Here is an 18,619-nt window from a genome sequence, read left to right as displayed (position 1 = left end):
AAATCCGGCCCATTTTAGTGGCCCAGTCTGGGAAAACGCCGGACCGCCCCGCGGCGGCACCGGTCCTGCCGGCTCAGAAGCCCAGCTTGACCAGCTGCTTCGGGTCCCGCTGCCAGTCCTTGGCCACCTTCACGTGCAGGTCAAGATAGATGCGCGTGCCCAGCAGGGCTTCGATTCCCTTGCGGGCGTTTGTGCCCACTTCGCGGAGCCGGGCGCCGCCCTTGCCGATGATGATGGCCTTCTGCGAGGGACGCTCCACGTACACGTTGACCCTGACGTCAAGGAACGGGCTGTCCTCGGAACGGCCTTCCCGGGGAACGATCTCCTCCACCACAACGGCCAGGGAGTGCGGCAGTTCGTCGCGGACACCCTCCAGCGCTGCCTCACGGATGAGTTCAGCCACCATAACGGCCTCGGGCTCGTCAGTCAGGTGCCCGTCCGGGTACAGCGGGGGCGAGGGCGGCATGTGGCCGATCAGCACGTCGGCCACGGTTTCCACCTGGAAGCCGTCAGTTGCCGACACCGGGACGATGTCCTTCCAGCCGTCCTCGCCGAGAACTTCACGTCCCAGGGCCGCGACGGCCAGGAGCTGCTCCGTGAGGGCCTGCCGGTCGACGGTGTCGGCCTTGGTCACGATCGCGATGATCGGTTTGTTGCCCAGGGCAGCGAGCTGCGCGGCAATGAATTTATCGCCGGGACCGATCTTCTCGTTGGCGGGCAGGCAGAACCCGATGGCGTCCACCTCGGACAGGGTGTCCGCGACGAGGTCGTTCAGCCGCTTCCCCAGCAGGGTCCGGGGCCGGTGGAGGCCCGGGGTGTCCACCAGGATCAGCTGGGCATCCTCCCGGTGGACGATGCCGCGGATGGTGTGCCGTGTGGTCTGCGGTTTGGCGGAGGTGATGGCCACCTTCTTGCCTACCAGGGCGTTGGTCAGGGTGGACTTTCCGGCGTTGGGCCGGCCCACCAGGACGGAAAAACCGGCCCGAAAGCCGCCGAATTCCTCGTCGCCGCCGGCTTTAATCTTCTTGCTCACGTGGAACTCCCTGCTGGGTTGCTTCCGCCTCTTCGAGGAGGTCTTCAAGGTCAGTGTCTATCTTTGGTACCGGTGCCGCAATGATGTGGCTGACCCGGTTCCGCCGGCCCTCAAGCCGGTCTGCGCGTAAGGCGACGCCGTGGACTTCCACGGCGCTGCCCACGATGGGCACGCGGCCCAGTGCTTTGGCCAGCAAACCGCCGACGGTGTCCACTTCATCGTCATCGAGTTCGATGTCGAACAGTTCGCCAAGGTCATCAATGCTCATCCGGGCGCTGACCCGGTAGGAGCCGTCACCCAGTTCCACCGCTTCAGCACTTTCAGTGTCGTACTCGTCAACGATCTCGCCGACGATTTCCTCAATCAGGTCCTCCAGCGTGACCAGCCCGGCAGTGCCGCCGTATTCGTCGATGACGATGGCCACGTGGGTGGATTCCTTCTGCAGTTCACTCAGCAGGTCGCTGACCGGCTTGGACTCGGGAACGTACCGTACCTCCCGGGTCAGCGAATCCACCAGCGGTGGTTCCTCACCCGGGGCGAGTTCGTGCAGGACGGCGGCCACGTCCTTGAGGTAGATGATGCCCAGGATGTCGTCGTTGTTTTCGCCGATCACCGGCATCCGGGAGTACCCGGAGCGCAGGAAGAGGGACATGGCGTGGCGGAGTGTGGATCCGGCGTCGACACTCAGGATGTCCGTGCGGGGAACCATAACGGCCCGCACCAACGTGTCGCCGAAGTCGAAGACCGATTGGATCATGGTGGCCTCCGTGTCCTCGATCATGTCGGATTCGCTGGCCCGGTCCACGAGTTCGCGGAATTCCTGTTCGCTGAAGAAGGCTTCGTCCCCGCCCGGGGCGCCGGGTGCTGCGGCGCTTCCCAGGGCCACCAGCCAACCGGGAATGGGTCCCAGGACCCAGGTGAGTAAGCGGATCATCGGGGCGGTGAACCTGACCACGGCGCCTGAGTGGAGCCGGCCCAGTTGGCGGGGCGAAACACCGACAATCACAAAGCCCACCAGGGCCATGATGCCCGTGGCTGCCAGGCCGGCCAGCCAGACGTTGTCGAGGACGCTGTACAGCAGCACCGCCACAGCGACGGCGGAGGCCATCTCGAACCAGATCCGCCAGAAGCGCAGGGCCCGGATGTGGGCCACGGGCTCGGCGAGGATTTTCCGCATGGCGTTGCTGCGGCTCCGCACCAGGGCTTCCTCGGCGTCGTGGCGCGGCAGGAAGTTGAAGGCCGCCTCGGCTGCCGTCAGCACGGCGGCGACGCCCAGGAATACCAGGGCCATCACCACCAGGAGCAGTGGCGTCACTGGGTGGTCTCGGCGGGTGCTTCTCTACCGGTGAAGCCGGTCAGGAGTTCACGCTGGAGCCCGAACATTTCCGTCTTTTCCTCAGGCTCCGCGTGATCGTAGCCCAGCAGGTGCAGGATGCCGTGGGTGGTCAGCAGCAGCATCTCGTCTGCAAGCCCGTGGCCGGCGTTCTTGGCCTGCACCGTGGCGACCTGCGGGCAGATGGCAATGTCGCCGAGCATCCCCTGTGGCGTGGGCCGGCCCGGGGTGCCGGGGGTCAACTCGTCCATGGGGACGGAAAGGACATCGGTTGAACCGGGCTCGTCCATCAGTTCGATGTGCAGCTTTTCCATGGCGGGCTCGTCCACCAGCAGGATGGAAAGCTCCGCCTGGGGGTGGATGTACAGCTGCTCAAAAATATAGCGGGACAGCGCCACCAGGCTGGCTTCGTCCACCTGGATGCCGGATTCGTTGTTCACTTCGATGCTCATGCGCTGTCCCCCCGCCGCTGGCTGCCGGCCGGTTGCTTGACCCGGCTGCGCTGGATGTCGTCCCAGTTGCTGTAGGCGTTGACGATGTCCCCCACCAGTTTGTGCCGGACCACGTCCGTGGCGTCCAGGACCGAGAAGTTGACGTCGTCGATGCCCTTAAGGATTTCTTCAACGATCCGCAGGCCAGAGCGGGTGCCGAAGGGCAGGTCCACCTGGGTGACGTCGCCCGTGACCACCATCTTGGAACCGAAGCCCAGGCGGGTCAGGAACATCTTCATCTGTTCGGGAGTGGTGTTTTGTGCCTCGTCCAGGATGATGAAGGCGTCATTGAGGGTCCTGCCGCGCATGTAGGCCAGCGGGGCAACCTCGATGGTCCCGGCCGCCATCAGGCGGGGAATGGATTCGGGATCCATCATGTCGTGCAGGGCGTCGTAGAGCGGCCGCAGGTAGGGGTCGATCTTGTCGCTGAGGGTGCCTGGCAGGAAGCCCAGCCGCTCCCCCGCCTCAACAGCCGGCCGGGTCAGGATGATCCGGCTGACTTCCTTCTGCTGCAGCGCCTGGACGGCTTTGGCCATGGCCAGGTACGTCTTGCCGGTACCGGCGGGGCCGATCCCGAAGATCACGGTGTTGGCATCAATGGCATCAACATAGTTCTTCTGGTTCAGCGTCTTGGGCCGGATGGTCCGGCCGCGGCTGGAGAGGATGTCGTGGGTGAGGACATCCACGGGGTTCTGCGTGGACTGGCTCCGGAGCAGGGCCGCCAGCTGCTGCAGCACGGCGGGGCTGATCACGCTGCCACGGGCCACCAGGCCACGGACCTCGTGCAGGAGCCGCATGATGCGGGGCACGTCGCGGACTGGTCCGCTGATGGAAAGCTCGTTGCCGCGGACGTGGAAATTGACGTCGGGGAACTGTTCCTCAATGAACCTCAGGGCCTCATCGTGGCTGCCGAGGGATTGGACCATTTGGTCGGAGTTGTCGAAAACAACAACTTCTGTCCGGATCCCGGGGAGTGAATGGGGGAATTCGGCCGCCATGCCCTCTCCTGTGGTGAGCCGGCGCTTTCCATTCGCTGATTCAGTCATGGTGCTGGCCCGCAGGCCCGTGGTCCCCTCAAGGTCGAAGTGCTTTCCGTCTGGCCGGGCGGGACTTCCGGTACGTGCTGGTCCCGGCCCAGTGATCCCTCCATCTTACGCCAGCACACACCGCCGCCCGCGATCAGGACCCTGGTAGCCACCGGCTGCCGGTGCGGCTGGTGGGTGCCGTGCTCCCCCGTTAGGTATCAACTTCATATCGTCCTCATATCGTTCCCGTTGCAGTTCCGGCATGACCCGGATCCGGAGCACTTCCCGGCTGCACCCTGTGTAATGCTGGAAACCCAGCTACTGCTGGACAGCGGGCCGCCCGGGGATCGGCCCTCCACACCAGGAAAGGACAGGCAACAACAGTGCCCGAAACCGCTGCGCCCTTCGGGGCCGGACAAAGTGCACGCCGCGCGCGGGCACTGGTTCTTGCGGGCCTTCTTGTTGTTCCCGCCCTGTCCGGCTGCATCGCCGATCCCGGCGCTTCGGAGTCCAGCACCCTGACAGCCAGCCCTTCGGTGACAGGCACACCCGACATTCCGGCCACCAGCTCCCCACTGGAAACAACCCAGTCCTCCAACAAGGCCCCCGTCTATTGGCTGGGCCGGACCAACAACAATGTCTTCCTTTACCGCGAGTTCCGCGACGTCCCGGACCAGGAAAACCCTGTCACACGCGCCCTGCGGGCCATGATGGACGAGAAACCCCTCGACGCGGATTTCTTTACGCCCTGGCAAAATCCTTCCAAGCTGGCCACGTCCATTTCGGGCAAGGATGTCATCACGGTGGATGTTTCGGAGGACGCCTTCAACAGCAACCTCGACGCCGACACCGCCAACCGGGCCATCCAGCAGCTCGTTTATACGGCCACAGCCGCCGGGGCCAGTTCGGGCCTGATCGACACCGGCCAGCAGATCCGGGTCCGGATCCTGGTGGACGGGCACACCGATTACATGGCGTTCGGGCATGTCCAGCTCGGCGCCCTGATGACCCGCGCCACCGGGCTGCTGGCTCCGGTCTGGATCATCGACCCGCAGGAAGGCACCGAACTGCGGTCCGGCAGCGTCAAAATCGGCGGCCGCAGTTCGGTCTCGGGCGGCAAGCTCCGCTGGCAGATCCTGCGGTCCGAGAAGAACGGCACCAAGGAGCCCTTCCTGACCGGCGAGACCACCACGGCCCCCGAACCCGGGAGTGCCGGGCTGTTTACGCTTGCCCTGACGCTGCCGGCCGGGGACTACGAGGCAAAGGTGGCCCAGTTGGGTGCCGACGACCAGGTGGACCGCAACGAGGACACCCGCTCGTTCACTGTGCGGTAGCGTCCCAGCGGCCCAGCACATCGCTGGCGAGCACGACGGCGGCCGGTCCGGCCGTGGAGGAGCGCAGGACGTGGTGCCCCAGCAGGGCAGTCACGGCACCCTGATCGCACAGGCGCGTCACTTCGCGGGGGCTGATCCCGCCTTCGGGGCCGACGATCAGCAGCACCTCGCGCACTGCGGCCGTAGACTCCCCGGCCCACGCCGACAGGACGGAGCGGAGCGGCCGGACAGCGTTTTCGTGCAGGATGATGGCCAGGTCCGCGGCTTCCACAGCGCCGGCGAGGGCGGCAGTGTCGACGGCGGCCCGCACCTCAGGCACCCAGGCCCGGCGGGCCTGTTTGGCGGCTGCAGTCACCGTGGACTGCCACTTGGCGTGCGCCTTCGCGGCACGGTCACCCTTCCAGCGGACGATGGCCCGTTCGGACTGCCACGGGATGACTGCGTCGATTCCCAGTTCCGTGGCCGTCTCGATGGCGAGCTCGTCCCGGTCGCCTTTCGCCAGGGCCTGGACCAGGACAAGGCGGATGTCAGGCCGGTCCTCCCGGGCCACGGATATGCACTCAACTTCCAGTGCCGCGGACGAGGCAGCCACCACAACTCCGCTGAGCCTGGTGCCTGCACCGTCCACGATGTCCACGGGCTCACCGGGCGCCAGCCGTTTCACGGCCACGGCGTGCCGGGCTTCAGGGCCCTCCAGGACAAACCTGCCCTGGGGGTGCACCTGGTCCAGCGCGCCGGCGGTGGTGAAAAAGACGGGGTTGCTCACCGCTACAGGTTACCGAGCCGGTCCCGCAGCTTGGCGAACATACCGCCGCTGGCCGCGAGCTTGCCTTCGGTGATCTGCTCCCCGCGCAGCTTGGCCAGCTGCCGCAGCAGGTCCTCCTGGGCCTGGTCCAGCCTCGCGGGCGTCTCCACCTGGAGGTGCACCTTAAGGTCGCCGCGGCCGTAGCCGCGCAGGTGCGTGACGCCGAGGCCGCGCAGGGTGATGATCTCTCCGGACTGGGTACCGGGCTTGACGTCGATGTCCTGGCTGCCGTCGAAGGTTTCCAGGCTGACGTCGGTTCCCAGCGCAGCCGCCGTCATGGGAATGTTCAGTGTGGCGTGCAGGTCGTCGCCGTCCCGGACGTAGGTGGCGTCGTTGTTGACGCGGATCTCCACGTACAGGTCGCCGGCAGGGCCACCCGCAGGGCCGGCTTCACCCTGGCCGGAAAGCTGGATCCGGGTGCCCGTGGCAACGCCTGCGGGGACCTTGATGGTCAACGAACGGCGGCTGCGGATGCGTCCCTGCCCGCTGCACTCGTTGCAGGGGTCCTTGATGACCGTGCCGAAGCCTTCGCAGGTACCGCACGGCGCCGCCGTCATGACCTGGCCCAGGATGGACCGGACGGCCCGCTGGACCTGGCCGCTGCCACCGCAGATGTCGCAGCGTTCCGGCGAGGTGCCGGGCTGGCAGCAGGAGCCGTCGCAGGTGGGGCACGTGACGGCGGTATCCACCTCCAGCTTCCGGTTGACACCGAAAACGGCGTCCTTAAGTTCGATCCGAACGCTGATCAGGGCGTCCTGGCCGCGCCGGACGCGGGAGGCCGGGCCGGCCGAGCCGCCTGCGCCGAAAAAGGTGTCGAAGATGTCCTGGAACGCGAAGCCCTGGCCGGCATAGCTGCCGCCGCCAAAGCCGTTGTCAGTGCCGTTTTCGTTGCCGGTGGTGTCGTAGACCCGCCGTTTCTGCGGATCCGACAGGACCTCGTAGGCATGCGTGACGGCCTTGAAACGGTCGGACGCGTCGTCCCCGGGGTTGACGTCCGGGTGCAGGGTGCGGGCCAGTTTGCGGTAGGCCTTTTTGATCTCTTCGCCCGTAGCCTCCGGTGAGACTCCAAGGACGTCGTAGTGGCTGCTCAAAGTTCGTGTCTCTTCCTTGTTGTACTGCCGGCAGTTCGACTGCCGGTGTTGCTCTTGGTGCCTGTCGGCGCGCGGCCGGCCGGGCAGGCCTGTTCAGGGACCCAGGATCCGGGACAGGTATCGGGCTACAGCCCTGACGGCGGCCATGGTGGTGGGGTAATCCATGCGGGTTGGTCCAAGGATGCCGATTTTCGCGGTGCTGTCCGGACCGTAGGCGGTGGCCACCACCGATGCCTCGGTCAGCCCGTCGTAGGGGTTTTCCCGGCCGATACTGACCGCAACACCGCGGGGGTCCTGCGCCATTTCGCTGAGCAGGCGGAGCATCACCACCTGCTCCTCCAGGGCTTCCAGGACGGGTCCGATGCTGAGCGGGAAATCCACATTGGAGCGGGCCAGGTTGGCGGTCCCCGCCATCACCATACGTTCCTCGCGGCTGTTCTGCCCCAGGATCTCCAGCCCGTTGGCCAAGGCCTGTGCGGCCTGGCGGTGGACAGGCGCCACGGCGGACACCACCGCGGGCAGCACCATGCTGAGCCGGCCCAGCGGCGTCCCGGCAAGGGTCGCCAGGAACCGGGTCCGCAGGCCGGCGAGGGCGTCGTCAGCAAGGTCGTGGCCAACGTCAATGACCCGCTGCTCCACCTTGCCGCTGTCGGCAATCAGCACAACCAGCACTTTCCGGGGGGCGAGCAGGACAAATTCGATGTGCCGGATCTGGGCCCGGCTCAGGTGCGGGTACTGGACCACTGCCACCTGGTTGGTCAGCTGGGAGAGCATCCGGACCGTGCGGTCCAGGACATCGTCCAGGTCATCGGAGCCTTCCAGCAGCGACTGGATGGCCCGCCGTTCCGGCGGCGACAACGGTTTGACCGCGGAAATCTGGTCCACAAACAGGCGGTAGCCCTTGTCCGTGGGGATCCGGCCGGCGCTGGTGTGCGGTGCCGTGATGAGGCCCTCGTCCTCCAGGGCCGCCATGTCGTTACGGATCGTGGCGCTGGAGACGCCAAGATGGTGCCGCTCCACGAGGGCTTTGGAGCCCACGGGTTCGCGGGAATGGACGTAGTCCTCCACGATGGCCCGCAGGACTTCCAGCTTGCGTGGCTCGCTCATAGTCCACCTCCATCCGGGATTGGGGCCGCCGCGCCGCCTGGGCAACGCGGCCCCGTCAGTTAGCACTCGGCATGCCTTAGTGCCAACAGTCTATTACGCCCCGCCCCGTTGTTAGCATTGGTACCGCTCCGGGCGAAATTCCGGGCCACAAACCAACTGCGAGGCGGAGTCAACCATGGATTACCAGAACTGGGGGCCGGCAGACATGTCCGCCCCGGCCCGCACCACCCTGCCCGAGGTCCCGGTGGAGCGCGGCATGGTTTTGGAGGACGTCCAGTCCGGCTGGGTCGGTGCCGTAACCCGGGTGGAGAAGTCCGGCGGCATGCATGTGGTGGCCTTGGAGGACCGGCGGGGAAAGTCCCGGTCCTTCCGGTTGGGGTTCGGCTTCCTCCTGGAGGGCCGGCCCATCAATCTGGTTCCGCCTGCGCCGCGTGCCGCTCCCACCACTGCGGCGGGCCGGACCGCCTCCGGTTCCGTTCGGGTGGCCGGCCAGCGCGCCCAGGTGGCGAAGGCAAGCCGCATCTGGGTGGAGGGCAAGCACGACGCCGAGCTGGTGGAAAAGGTGTGGGGCGATGACCTCAGGGTGGAAGGCATCGTCGTCGAGCCTCTCCACGGCATCGATGACCTGGCCGGTGCGGTGGCGGCCTTCAACCCCGGTCCGGGCCGGCGGCTGGGCGTCCTGGTGGACCATCTGGTACCCAACTCGAAGGAATCGCGCATTGCCGATGCCGTAATGGCCTCCCCCGGCGCGGCCGGGAACGTCCTGATTGTGGGCCATCCGTATGTGGACGTGTGGCAGGCCATCCGGCCCTCCGTGCTGGGCATCGCGAAGTGGCCTGCCGTGCCGCGCGGGCAGGACTGGAAAACCGGGATCCTGGCCGCGTTCGGCTGGCCGCACCAGACCAAGGAGGACGTGGGGCTGGGGTGGCAGAAACTCCTGGGTGCGGTGCATACCTATGCGGACCTCGAGGCCTCGCTTCTGGGCCGGGTGGAGGAAGTCATCGACTTCCTCACGGTTCCCTAGGGCAGTCTTCCGGCCAACACCCAGTATTCTGGGTAGACCAGCACCTGCCACTCCCGGCGGGGGCGGCCGGCGCCTCAGCGCCGAACGCACTATTGCATCTTCGAAGGAACACAACTGTGGCAGACAACGCACGCGGGCACGGGGACCCGCAGGGCCGCCAAAGCCGGTCCGAATACCACGGCGTCCCGGCCAACGCGCTGCCCCTGACGGCCAGCGAAGACCGGCAATGGGCCACGCTGGCGCACTTCGGCGGCATCCTGGGCTGCATCCCGTCGCTGCTCGTCTACCTCATTTTCCGTGATCGTGGACCATTCACGGCCCAGGAATCCAAGGAAGCCCTCAACTTCAGCCTGCCTCCCACCATCGCTGCGGTGGTGGCGAACATCCTGGTCTTCATCCCGGTGATCGGAAACATCTTCGCCGTCGCGGCGGCCCTCATCTGGATTGCCCTGACCTGCTACTCCGTGGCAGCAGGCATCCGCGTCAACCGCGGCCAGCCCTACCGCTACCAGTTCAACCTCCGCTGGATCAAGTAACACCGCCTGACGGCCGGGTCCCGTGCGAAGCATCGAGCTGACCTTCGACGGTACCGCCGAGGCGTGCATCCGGGCGGACTGGGCCCGGCTGGCCGCGGCGGGCCTGCCCAGCCTGGGCTCCCATACCGCCCCCAGCAACAGGCCCCACATCACGCTCGCAGCGGGCAACAGCCTGGCTGTTGCGGCCGAAGCGGCCGGGCTCTGGGCGGGCCTTCCACTGGACGTCCGCCTGGGCGGGCTGGTCCTCTTCCCTGCAGGGAAAGGCAAATACGTCCTGGCCCGGCTGGTGGTGGGATCAAGGGAACTGCTGGCCCTCCACGCCGGCCTGCACCGGCAGGCCAATGACGCCTTGCCCCTCACCCGCCCCGGCGCCTGGACCCCGCACGTCACGCTCGCCCGCCGGATTCCGGCAGAGCTGCTGGGCGCGGCAGTGGGGACCCTGGACGCCACCCTCGAGGCCCGGTGCACCGACGCGCGGCTGTGGGACAGCACCACCCGGACCGTTACGGCACTGAACAGTCCGCCAACGGCCTGAGCCGTTAACCGCGCCGGCTGCGGGTCAGTCAGTCCGGGAGGATCCGCCGCACCACGGCGTCCGCCAGCAGCCTGCCCTTGAGGGTGAGCACGAGTGTTCCGCGGAACGCCGCAGTGGGTTCCACCAGGGAATCGGCGATCAGGCCCGCCACCTGCCGGCGGCCGGCATCGCCCAATGAGTCAATCCGGAGGCCGCTGCTGAGCCTGGCCGCCAGCATGACCCGCTCCACGTTGCGCGTTTCCGCATCCAGCGTCTCCCGCCCGGCAGCGGGCGAGACGCCCCGGCCCAGCCGCCCCGCGTAGGCAGTGGGGTGCTTGACGTTCCACCAGCGGACCCCGCCAACATGCGAGTGGGCGCCCGGCCCGATGCCCCACCAGTCGTCCCCCCGCCAGTACGCCAGGTTGTGGCGGCAGGCCTGCTCCGGAGTCCGTGCCCAGTTGCTGACCTCATACCAGCCAAGCCCGGCTGCGGTGATCAACTGGTCGGCGAGTTCGTACTTGGCCGCGTGGTCGTCGTCGTCAATTCCAGGCACTTCCCCGCGCCGGATCTGGGCTGCGAGCTTGGTGCCGTCCTCCACAATCAGGGCGTAGGCGCTGATGTGGTCCGGTTCGTACGAAAGAGCGGTCTCCAGGGAGAGGCGCCAGTCGTCCAATGATTCGCCGGGGGTGCCGTAAATGAGGTCGAGGCTGACCGCCAGGCCTGCCTCGCGGGCCCACCGGACCACCTGCGGAACCCGGGCCGGGCTGTGCGTGCGGTCCAGGACCTTCAGGACGTGCGGCACCGCCGACTGCATGCCGAAGGACACGCGCGTGAAACCGGCTGCCTTCAGCACGGCAAGGGATTCCGGTGTCACCGAATCGGGGTTGGCCTCGGTGGTGACCTCGGCACCGTCCTCAATCCCCCACGTGCTGATGGCGGCGCGGAGGATCAGCCCAAGGTCCTCCGCAGGGAGCAGCGTGGGAGTGCCGCCGCCGAAGAACACCGTGCTGAGCGGACGGTCCGGCAGCCCGGACGCGGTGAGTACCCGGGCAGCCAGGTCCACCTCGGACACGGCGGTGCCGGCATACGCGTCCTGGGAGGCGCCGCCGCCCAGTTCCGTTGCTGTGTAGGTGTTGAAGTCGCAGTACCCGCACCGCACGGCGCAGAACGGGATGTGGACGTACAGGCCAAAGGCCCGGTCCGCCGCGCCGGCCGCCGCCTGGGCAGGCAGCAGGCCGTCCGACGGCGCCGGGTCGCCCAGGGGAAGGACGCTGGGCATCAGCGGGTCCCCGGCTGCGCGGTGGTCACTTCTTTTTGGCCTTGTCCTTCGACTCATCGGTGGTGAGGGCGGCGATGAACGCTTCCTGCGGCACTTCCACGGTGCCCACCATCTTCATGCGCTTTTTGCCTTCTTTTTGCTTCTCCAGCAGTTTGCGCTTTCGGGTGATGTCACCGCCGTAGCACTTGGCCAGCACGTCCTTGCGGATGGCGCGGATGCTTTCGCGGGCGATGATGCGGGAGCCGATCGCGGCCTGGATGGGCACCTCGAACTGCTGGCGCGGGATCAGTTCGCGGAGCTTGCCGGTCATCATAACGCCGTAGGCGTAGGCCTTGTCGCGGTGCGTGATGGCACTGAAGGCATCCACCTGCTCGCCCTGGAGCATGATGTCGACCTTGACCAGGTCGGCGGCCTGTTCGCCGTCTGCCTTCCAGTCGAGGGAACCGTAGCCGCGGGTCTTGGATTTGAGGATGTCGAAGAAGTCGAACACAATCTCGGCCAGCGGCAAGCGGTACCGGATTTCCACCCGGTCCTCGGAAAGGTAGTCCATGCCGCCCAGCACGCCACGGCGGCTCTGGCACAGTTCCATGATGGCGCCCACGAATTCATTGGGGGCCAGGATGGTGGCGGACACCATGGGTTCGCGGACCTCGGCAACCTTCCCTGTGGGGTATTCGCTGGGGTTGGTCACCTGGACAACCTTTTTGTCCTCCAGCGTCACCTCGTACTCAACGTTCGGTGCCGTGGAGATCAGGGCGAGGTTGTATTCCCGTTCCAGCCGTTCGCGGGTGATTTCCAGGTGGAGCAGGCCCAGGAAACCCACCCGGAAGCCGAAGCCCAGCGCCGCTGAGGTCTCCGGTTCGTAAACGAGGGCTGCGTCATTGAGCATGAGCTTTTCGAGGGCGTCGCGCAGCACCGGGTAATCGGCGCCGTCCAGCGGGTACAGGCCGGAGAACACCATGGGCTTGGCGTCCGCATAGCCGGGCAGCGATTCCGAGGCGGGCTTGGCCAGGTTGGTGACGGTGTCACCCACCTTGGACTGGCGCACGTCCTTCACGCCGGTGATCAGGTAGCCCACCTCACCGACGCCGAGCCCCTTGGACGGGGTGGGCTCCGGGGAGCTCACGCCGATTTCGAGGAGTTCGTGGGTGGCGCGGGTGGACATCATCTGGATGCGCTCGCGGGGGTGCAGCATGCCGTCAACCACACGGACGTAGGTGACCACGCCGCGGTAGGTGTCGTACACCGAGTCGAAGATCATGGCGCGGGCCGGGGCGTTGGGATCGCCCTGGGGAGCAGGCAGGTCGTGCACGATCTTGTCCAGGAGGGCCTCGACGCCGGCGCCGGTCTTGCCGGAGACCCGCAGGACGTCCTCGGGATCGCCGCCGATCAGGCTCGCCAGTTCAGCGGCGTACTTCTCGGGCTGCGCGGCCGGCAGGTCGATCTTGTTCAGGACCGGGATGATGGTGAGGTTGTTCTCCATGGCCAGGTACAGGTTGGCCAGGGTCTGGGCCTCGATGCCTTGTGCCGCGTCCACGAGCAGAACGGCGCCTTCGCAGGCCGCCAGCGACCGGGAAACCTCGTAGGTGAAGTCAACGTGGCCGGGGGTGTCGATCATGTTCAGGGCATAGCTGACGCCATCGCGTTCCCAGGGCATGCGGACGGCCTGGGACTTGATGGTGATGCCGCGCTCACGCTCGATGTCCATCCGGTCCAGGTACTGGGCCTTCATATCGCGCGACTGGACCACTCCGGTGTACTGCAGCATGCGGTCGGCGAGGGTGGATTTACCGTGGTCGATGTGCGCGATGATGCAGAAGTTCCGAATAATGGCCGGATCTGTCGCGGCGGGCACCGGGGCGGTGCGGGCCATGGGAGACACGCAGGGTCCTTACTGTTGGCTTCACGTGGCGGGGCCGGAGGGCACACAAACGTGCCCGGGCCGGAGGACCGCCCATCTTCAACCTCCAGTGTCCCACGTCCGGGGCGCCGTGCACGCATTCCTGCCGCCACGGTGCGCATTCCCCGGGCCCGGCGCCCGGCGCTAGTGTTGCGGAATGGCTATCAATCTTCGAACCGTGGTGAACGCCGTCCGCACGGGCCTCCGGATCCTGCAGAAGGCCGGCGCGGTCCCACCGTCCGGCACGCGCCGGCAACCCCCCGTTCCCCCGATACGGCGCCCTGCCCCGCGTGCGGGGACTGCACAGTCCGGACCGCAGCAGTCCGGCGCCGCCGGCTACCCGGGCGACTTCCGCGGCCGCAGCACCGTCCAGTATTCCCCCGCGCCCGACGGAGATCCGGATCCGGGCGAGGTGGTGTGGGCGTGGGTTCCGTATGAGGAGGACTACAGCCGGGGGAAGGACCGCCCCGTCCTGCTGGTGGGCAACAGCGGCGCATACCTCCTGGGCCTGATGCTCACCAGCAAGGACCACGTTCCTGCATCCCGCTCCGACGGGGCTTACATCGACTTGGGAGCCGGGCCATGGGACACGCAGGGCAGGCCCAGCGAAGCACTCCTGGACAGGGTCCTGCAGATCCGGCCGGACGCGATCCGCCGCGAGGGCGCCGTTCTGGACCGTGCCCGCTTCGAGAAGGTGGCCGCCGGGCTGCGGAAGCGACACGGCTGGACCTGACCGTCAAATGGCCAGCCCGGCAGCTGACCTGCTATTCTTTATAGCTGTGTGTCCGTGCAGGTCGACGGCCACAGATGGTTGGCCGCCATAGGTATCCCCACGCCGCTCAGTCAATGGCCAATCTGAAAGCCCTCTAGACCATTTCCGCATTAAAAAGAGAGTTCACACGTGGCGAATATCAAGTCCCAGAAGAAGCGCATCCTCACCAACGAGAAGGCACGCCTGCGCAACAACGCAGTCAAGTCCGAGCTGAAGACGGCCATCCGCGCCGTCAACACCGCCGTTGATTCCACCGACAAGGATGCAGCTGCTGCTGCCCTGGCCACTGCCAGCCGCAAGCTGGACAAGGCTGTCAGCAAGGGTGTTCTGCACAAGAACAACGCAGCGAACCGCAAGTCGGCGATCTCCAAGAAGGTCAACGCACTGTAAGGTTTCCAGTTCACTGAACTGATGGTTGTGGCCGGTACCGTGAGGTGCCGGCCACACATCTTTAACGTGCTGGGCCGTTCCTCGCTGAAGGGTCAGCGGCCCTGGACCGACATGGCGATAACCGTCACGGCGTGCTCCACGGCATAAACGGGATCCCTGGACAGTCCCTTCACCTGGGCGTCGGCCTCAGCTGTGGCCTGGATGGACCGGACCAGGCCGTCCGGGGTCCAGCGCCGGACATCCCGCTGGGCCTGTTCCACCAGCCAGGGCTGCATGCCCAGTTCGGCGGCGATCTGGGCCGACGAGCCTGACGCCCCGGCCACGCGTGCCACGGTCCGCAGCTTTGCAGCAAGCGCGGCAACCAACGGGACGGGATCCGCGCCGGTGGCGAGGGCGTGCCGAAGGGTGGACAGCGCGAGTGGTCCGTTCCCGGCCATGGCGGCGTCGGCCACCTTGAAGGCGGTGGCCTCGATGCGTCCGCCGTAGTAGCGGTCCACAAGCTCCGAGGTCACGGTGGTGCCGGCGTCCGCAATCAGCTGGCTGCAGGCCGCGGCAAGCTCAGAAAGGCTGGCCCCCACTGCGTTGACCAGCGCCTGGACTGCTTCCTGCTCGATCCGGCGGCCGCCCGCCTTGAACTCCGAGACAACAAAAGCGGCTTTTTCAGCGTCCTTCTTCAGGGGCTGGCAGTCCACCACGGGCCAGCCGCCCTTGCGGATCGCGTCCAGCAGCTTTTTGCCGCGTGCTCCCCCACCGTGCCGGAGCACTAGGACCGCGTCCTCCTCCGGCCTGCCAAGATAGGCCAGGGCATCGGTCAGGAACGCTTCGTTCATGGACTCAACGGCTTCGACCTCGATGAGCTTGCTCTCGCCGAAGAGCGAGGGGCTGACCTGCATAAGAAGGGTGCCTGGTTCGTAGGCTGCAGCGTTGATGCGGCTCACTTCAACATCCGGGGCAGCCACGCGGACCTGCGCCCGGACCCTGTCCATGGCACGGATCCCCAGGTACTCCTCAGGCCCGCCTACCAGCACGATCGCGGCAGGGCTTACGTCCCGCCACGTGGCCATGTTGGCTGCCGGTGAGCTGGGTGCCCGTTTTTGCGCAGCGGCCATCGGGGGTTCCTTCCGGAGAGTTTTGTGGAGTTTCCAACCCTGCCATGTCCTGGCCGTCCGGCCAAGCGGCGGCGCCCGGGGAAGCGGGCCGGGCCAGTCCGTCCCCACGTTTCCAGTTGTGCCAGCAGCCGTTCGGTGTGCCGGTGGCAGGCCAGGACCATACGCGCCGTCCTGCGCGGCCGGACTGAGGCCCACACAGCTCCGAAGGTCAGGGCGGAGAGCAGGGCCATGGACAGCACGCCGGGGATCCCCTCGGCCCACGGCACCGTGGCCGCAGGCAGCGCGGCCGCGAGGCGTGCAATGGCGGCCACGCCTGCGCTGAACAAGCCGGCACCGGCAATAAGGGGAACAGCCCACCACTCCGCCACCGCCAGCATCGGAACCGCCGCAGTCCCCAGCAGCGTCACCGGCGCCACCAGTGGGGCGGCCAGCACGTTGGCCAGGAGCGAGTACGTCGAAAATCCGGGCTGCAGCAGGACCGTGACCGGACCGCACAGCAGTTGGGCGGACAGCGGCACCGCAACAGCAGCGGCCATCCAGCGCGGAACTGCCGCGGGCGTCCATTCAATGAGCCGCCTGCCCAGCACGATGATGCCCAATGTTGCCAGGACGGACAGGAGGAACCCGAAACTGCCGCCCAGCCCCGGATCAACCAGTAGCAGCCCGATCACGGCCAGGCACAGGAAGCTCAGGCCGCGCCCGGACCGCCCACAGGCCAGCGCTGCCACGGCAACGCCGCCCATCACGGCCGCGCGGAGGACGCTTGCCTCCGGGCCCACCAGCACCACAAACAATCCAAGGCCACCAAGCGCGACGCCGGCCGCCGGCACCCGCGGCAGCCGGAACCTTCGGGCCGCCACCAGCAGTCCGCCCAGGACCAGGCTGCAATTCGCCCCGGATACTGCGGTCAGGTGGGTCATGCCCACCGATTTCATGGCAACCACGAGGTCTTCGTCCAGAGCACTGGTATCGCCGGTGACCAGGCCCGGCAGCAGCCCGCTGGCATCCGGGCCCAGGAACCGGCAGGCAGCCACAAAGCGGGCCCGCAGGTCCGCGGCCGCTGCGTTCAGCCCGGCCCCGTCGGACATGGTGGCGGGTGCTGCGGAAGCAGCAAGGATGCCGGTTTCCAGACTTCCCGGACCCGGCGCGCGGAGTTTGCCTGCGGCCCGTAGCTGCTGGCCCGGTACGGCGGCTCCCCAGGCCCCGCCGCCCATCACCAGCAGTTGCGCCCTGGTGCGCACGATGACACCGCCGGTGCTGATCTCCACCGTCCAGACGGGCACCGCCCATCGCTGGGGTCCGGAAGAATGGCCCGCCAGGTTGAGGGCTTTGGGCGTTGCCGCCACTTCCACCAACGCCACCACCGACTTTCCGGCAGCGACCGCGTCAGCCAGCGGACCGTCAGTGCGTTGGCCCGCAGCCACCGCCGCGTGGGCGGCAACGGTGGCGGCCAGGGCCAGCGCGACGGCGGCGGTGGCGGGGAACGAACGGCCGCCACGCCCCACCGGGCGCACGGTGCGCCGACCGTAACGGTGGCCGGCCAGGAGGGCAGCCGAGGCTGCGAGCAGCAGGCAACACGCGAAACCGAGGGCCAGCGGCGGCAGCCAGAGCCCCGCGACTGCTGCGCCCCAAGCGGCCAGTGCGGGGAGCACCAGCCGGAGATCGGTCCGCCTCCGGGTGCCGGGGCCGGCAGGCTTTGCCTTGCCGTCATCCAGCGACGCCGCCGCTGCTGCCGGCAGTACCCGCCGGCGGAGGTCCAGGAAGGCGTCGTAACGGCGCTGGCGTGCCGAGGTGGACACGGCACCGGGCCTCCCGACCTGGCTACCGTCCGGCGCGGGCCGCGGTCCCTGGACCGCCGAGTCCACATACCGGCTCCACGGGCTTTTACGGCCGGACCGGCCAGTGCCGGTCACGGGCACCCCCGATGGATCCGCGGCCGCATGTCAGACCGTGACCAAAGGCAGAAGCGCCTCGAGCAGCTTGGGTCCTACACCGTCCACGGCATCGAGTTCCGCCGTGGTCCTGAACGGCCCGTGCTCCTTGCGCCACAGCACGATCCGCTGCGCCAGTACAGGACCCACCTTGGGCAGCGTCGCCAGCGTTTCGGCGTTCGCCGTGTTCAGGTTGACCTTCAGGACGGGCGGGGCCGGGCCGTCGGGTAGGCCGCTGTCCCCGCCGGCGCCGCCACCGGCGGCCGGCAACGGCTCCCCCGCCACCGGCACCAGGATTTTCTGCCCGTCCACCAGGACCAGCGCCAGGTTGAGCAGGTCCAGATCCGCGCCGGGCACGCTTCCGCCTGCCGCGGTGACTGCGTCCTGGACCCGGCTGCCGGCGGGCAACCGGACAACTCCCGGCCGGCCAACGGCCCCGGCCACGTGCACCACAACGTCCACAGCTGCCGCGGCGCCGGGCACTGACGGTTCCGGACCGGCGTCCGGCGTGTTTTCCCGGTCCGGATCCCCGCCGTCTGCGGCAGGGCTGGGTCCTGCCGCCGACTCCGCTCCCAGCGGAAGGATCCCGGGCTGCCCGGCAGCCGCAAGCCACCAAAACCAGGCACCGGCTAGGAGCGAAAGGACTCCGAGCAGCACAGCCAGGCGCAGGCCAAGCCGCCACCGGAGCCTCGCGCCCCGCAGGCCGCCGGCCGAGGGCACTTCCGCGTTTTCTTTCCCACCGGCAGAACCGGCGTTCCGGTATTCGAACGGGTCCCCTGCCACATCGGCCAGCAGCCCCGGAGACTTTCCCACGGTGGCTTCCAGCCGGGCCGGCGCGTGGCGCGCCGGCGGGCGCGCTGCACGAGATTCCCGGCCTGACATGGTTCCACGCTAGGAAGCCGGCCCGCCCGGCAACAGGGGGCCGTGATCCTATGTGGACACTGC

General features: G+C 67.6%; 18 protein-coding genes. 6 read left to right on the top strand and 12 right to left on the bottom strand.

Features of this window, described 5'->3' with window-relative positions:
- Positions 1-73 precede the first annotated feature (73 nt).
- From era to ACU18_RS06380, 4 genes are read right to left on the bottom strand one after another with little or no spacing between them, the layout of a single operon-like run.
- Positions 74-1,033, bottom strand: a complete 960-nt coding sequence (era, locus tag ACU18_RS06395; RefSeq protein WP_050684699.1) for a GTPase Era — start codon at positions 1,031-1,033, stop codon at positions 74-76.
- Entirely contained in the window at positions 1,017-2,348 is a 1,332-nt protein-coding gene (locus ACU18_RS06390) for a hemolysin family protein (RefSeq protein WP_050684698.1), read from the bottom strand. The genes era and ACU18_RS06390 overlap by 17 nt, the downstream gene beginning before the upstream one ends.
- Entirely contained in the window at positions 2,345-2,818 is a 474-nt protein-coding gene (ybeY, locus tag ACU18_RS06385; protein WP_050684697.1) for an rRNA maturation RNase YbeY, read from the bottom strand. The genes ACU18_RS06390 and ybeY overlap by 4 nt, the downstream gene beginning before the upstream one ends.
- Positions 2,815-3,903 carry a PhoH family protein gene (locus ACU18_RS06380; RefSeq protein ID WP_050684696.1) on the bottom strand — a complete coding sequence of 363 codons (1,089 nt, stop codon included), beginning with the start codon at positions 3,901-3,903 and terminating at the stop codon, positions 2,815-2,817. Before ACU18_RS06380 ends, ybeY begins: the two co-directional genes overlap by 4 nt.
- 362 nt (positions 3,904-4,265) lie before the next feature.
- On the opposite strand from ACU18_RS06380, the gene ACU18_RS06375 reads away from it, so the two are divergent.
- On the top strand, positions 4,266-5,216 hold the full coding sequence (locus ACU18_RS06375; RefSeq protein WP_050684695.1) for a GerMN domain-containing protein: 951 nt from the start codon (positions 4,266-4,268) through the stop codon (positions 5,214-5,216).
- On the opposite strand, the gene ACU18_RS06370 is transcribed toward ACU18_RS06375, so the two are convergent.
- The 3 genes from ACU18_RS06370 to hrcA all read right to left on the bottom strand — a co-directional run bounded on the left by ACU18_RS06370 (position 5,203) and on the right by hrcA (position 8,219).
- Complete coding sequence (locus ACU18_RS06370) at positions 5,203-5,982, bottom strand: 16S rRNA (uracil(1498)-N(3))-methyltransferase (protein WP_050684694.1); 780 nt, start codon at positions 5,980-5,982, stop codon at positions 5,203-5,205. The genes ACU18_RS06375 and ACU18_RS06370 overlap by 14 nt on opposite strands.
- Positions 5,983-5,984: 2 nt before the next feature.
- Positions 5,985-7,112, bottom strand: a complete 1,128-nt coding sequence (gene dnaJ / locus ACU18_RS06365; protein WP_050684693.1) for a molecular chaperone DnaJ — start codon at positions 7,110-7,112, stop codon at positions 5,985-5,987.
- Positions 7,113-7,205: 93 nt separating this feature from the next.
- Positions 7,206-8,219 carry a heat-inducible transcriptional repressor HrcA gene (gene hrcA, locus ACU18_RS06360; RefSeq protein WP_050684692.1) on the bottom strand — a complete coding sequence of 338 codons (1,014 nt, stop codon included), beginning with the start codon at positions 8,217-8,219 and terminating at the stop codon, positions 7,206-7,208.
- Between the two features lie 175 nt (positions 8,220-8,394).
- On the opposite strand from hrcA, the gene ACU18_RS06355 reads away from it, so the two are divergent.
- From ACU18_RS06355 to ACU18_RS06345, 3 genes are all read left to right on the top strand, one after another.
- Positions 8,395-9,243, top strand: coding sequence for a DUF3097 domain-containing protein (locus ACU18_RS06355; protein WP_050684691.1), 849 nt, complete (start codon positions 8,395-8,397; stop codon positions 9,241-9,243).
- Positions 9,244-9,359: 116 nt separating this feature from the next.
- Positions 9,360-9,779, top strand: a complete 420-nt coding sequence (locus ACU18_RS06350) for a DUF4870 domain-containing protein (protein WP_050684690.1) — start codon at positions 9,360-9,362, stop codon at positions 9,777-9,779.
- Between the two features lie 22 nt (positions 9,780-9,801).
- On the top strand, positions 9,802-10,314 hold the full coding sequence (locus tag ACU18_RS06345) for a 2'-5' RNA ligase family protein (protein ID WP_050684689.1): 513 nt from the start codon (positions 9,802-9,804) through the stop codon (positions 10,312-10,314).
- A gap of 28 nt (positions 10,315-10,342) precedes the next feature.
- Here ACU18_RS06345 and hemW read toward each other — a convergent pair whose 3' ends face one another.
- Both hemW and lepA read right to left on the bottom strand, forming a co-directional pair.
- Positions 10,343-11,572: a radical SAM family heme chaperone HemW gene (hemW, locus tag ACU18_RS06340; RefSeq protein ID WP_050684688.1), complete on the bottom strand. Its 1,230-nt coding sequence runs from the start codon at positions 11,570-11,572 to the stop codon at positions 10,343-10,345.
- Positions 11,573-11,597: 25 nt separating this feature from the next.
- Positions 11,598-13,454 (bottom strand): translation elongation factor 4, encoded by a 1,857-nt coding sequence (gene lepA / locus ACU18_RS06335; protein ID WP_050684687.1) that lies wholly within the window; start codon positions 13,452-13,454, stop codon positions 11,598-11,600.
- Positions 13,455-13,629: 175 nt separating this feature from the next.
- Here lepA and ACU18_RS06330 point away from each other — a divergent pair, with 175 nt between their 5' ends.
- Positions 13,630-14,205: a type II toxin-antitoxin system PemK/MazF family toxin gene (locus tag ACU18_RS06330; RefSeq protein ID WP_050684686.1), complete on the top strand. Its 576-nt coding sequence runs from the start codon at positions 13,630-13,632 to the stop codon at positions 14,203-14,205.
- A gap of 168 nt (positions 14,206-14,373) precedes the next feature.
- Positions 14,374-14,634, top strand: a complete 261-nt coding sequence (gene rpsT / locus ACU18_RS06325) for a 30S ribosomal protein S20 (protein ID WP_050684685.1) — start codon at positions 14,374-14,376, stop codon at positions 14,632-14,634.
- A gap of 92 nt (positions 14,635-14,726) precedes the next feature.
- Here the strand turns inward: rpsT and holA are convergent, their stop codons facing one another.
- From holA to ACU18_RS06310, 3 genes are all read right to left on the bottom strand, one after another.
- Positions 14,727-15,743, bottom strand: coding sequence for a DNA polymerase III subunit delta (gene holA / locus ACU18_RS06320; protein WP_050684684.1), 1,017 nt, complete (start codon positions 15,741-15,743; stop codon positions 14,727-14,729).
- The gene (locus ACU18_RS06315) at positions 15,677-17,542 is read right to left on the bottom strand and encodes a ComEC/Rec2 family competence protein (RefSeq protein WP_231686016.1); all 1,866 of its coding nucleotides are present in this window, start codon (positions 17,540-17,542) and stop codon (positions 15,677-15,679) included. Before ACU18_RS06315 ends, holA begins: the two co-directional genes overlap by 67 nt.
- Positions 17,543-17,686: 144 nt before the next feature.
- Positions 17,687-18,556 (bottom strand): ComEA family DNA-binding protein, encoded by an 870-nt coding sequence (locus tag ACU18_RS06310; protein ID WP_050684683.1) that lies wholly within the window; start codon positions 18,554-18,556, stop codon positions 17,687-17,689.
- Positions 18,557-18,619 lie beyond the last annotated feature (63 nt).

Source organism: Arthrobacter sp. ZBG10 (genome assembly GCF_001238605.1).
Classification (GTDB): domain Bacteria; phylum Actinomycetota; class Actinomycetes; order Actinomycetales; family Micrococcaceae; genus Arthrobacter.
Note: the sequence above shows the minus strand (reverse complement) of the source record. Positions and strands in the feature narration are given on the sequence as shown.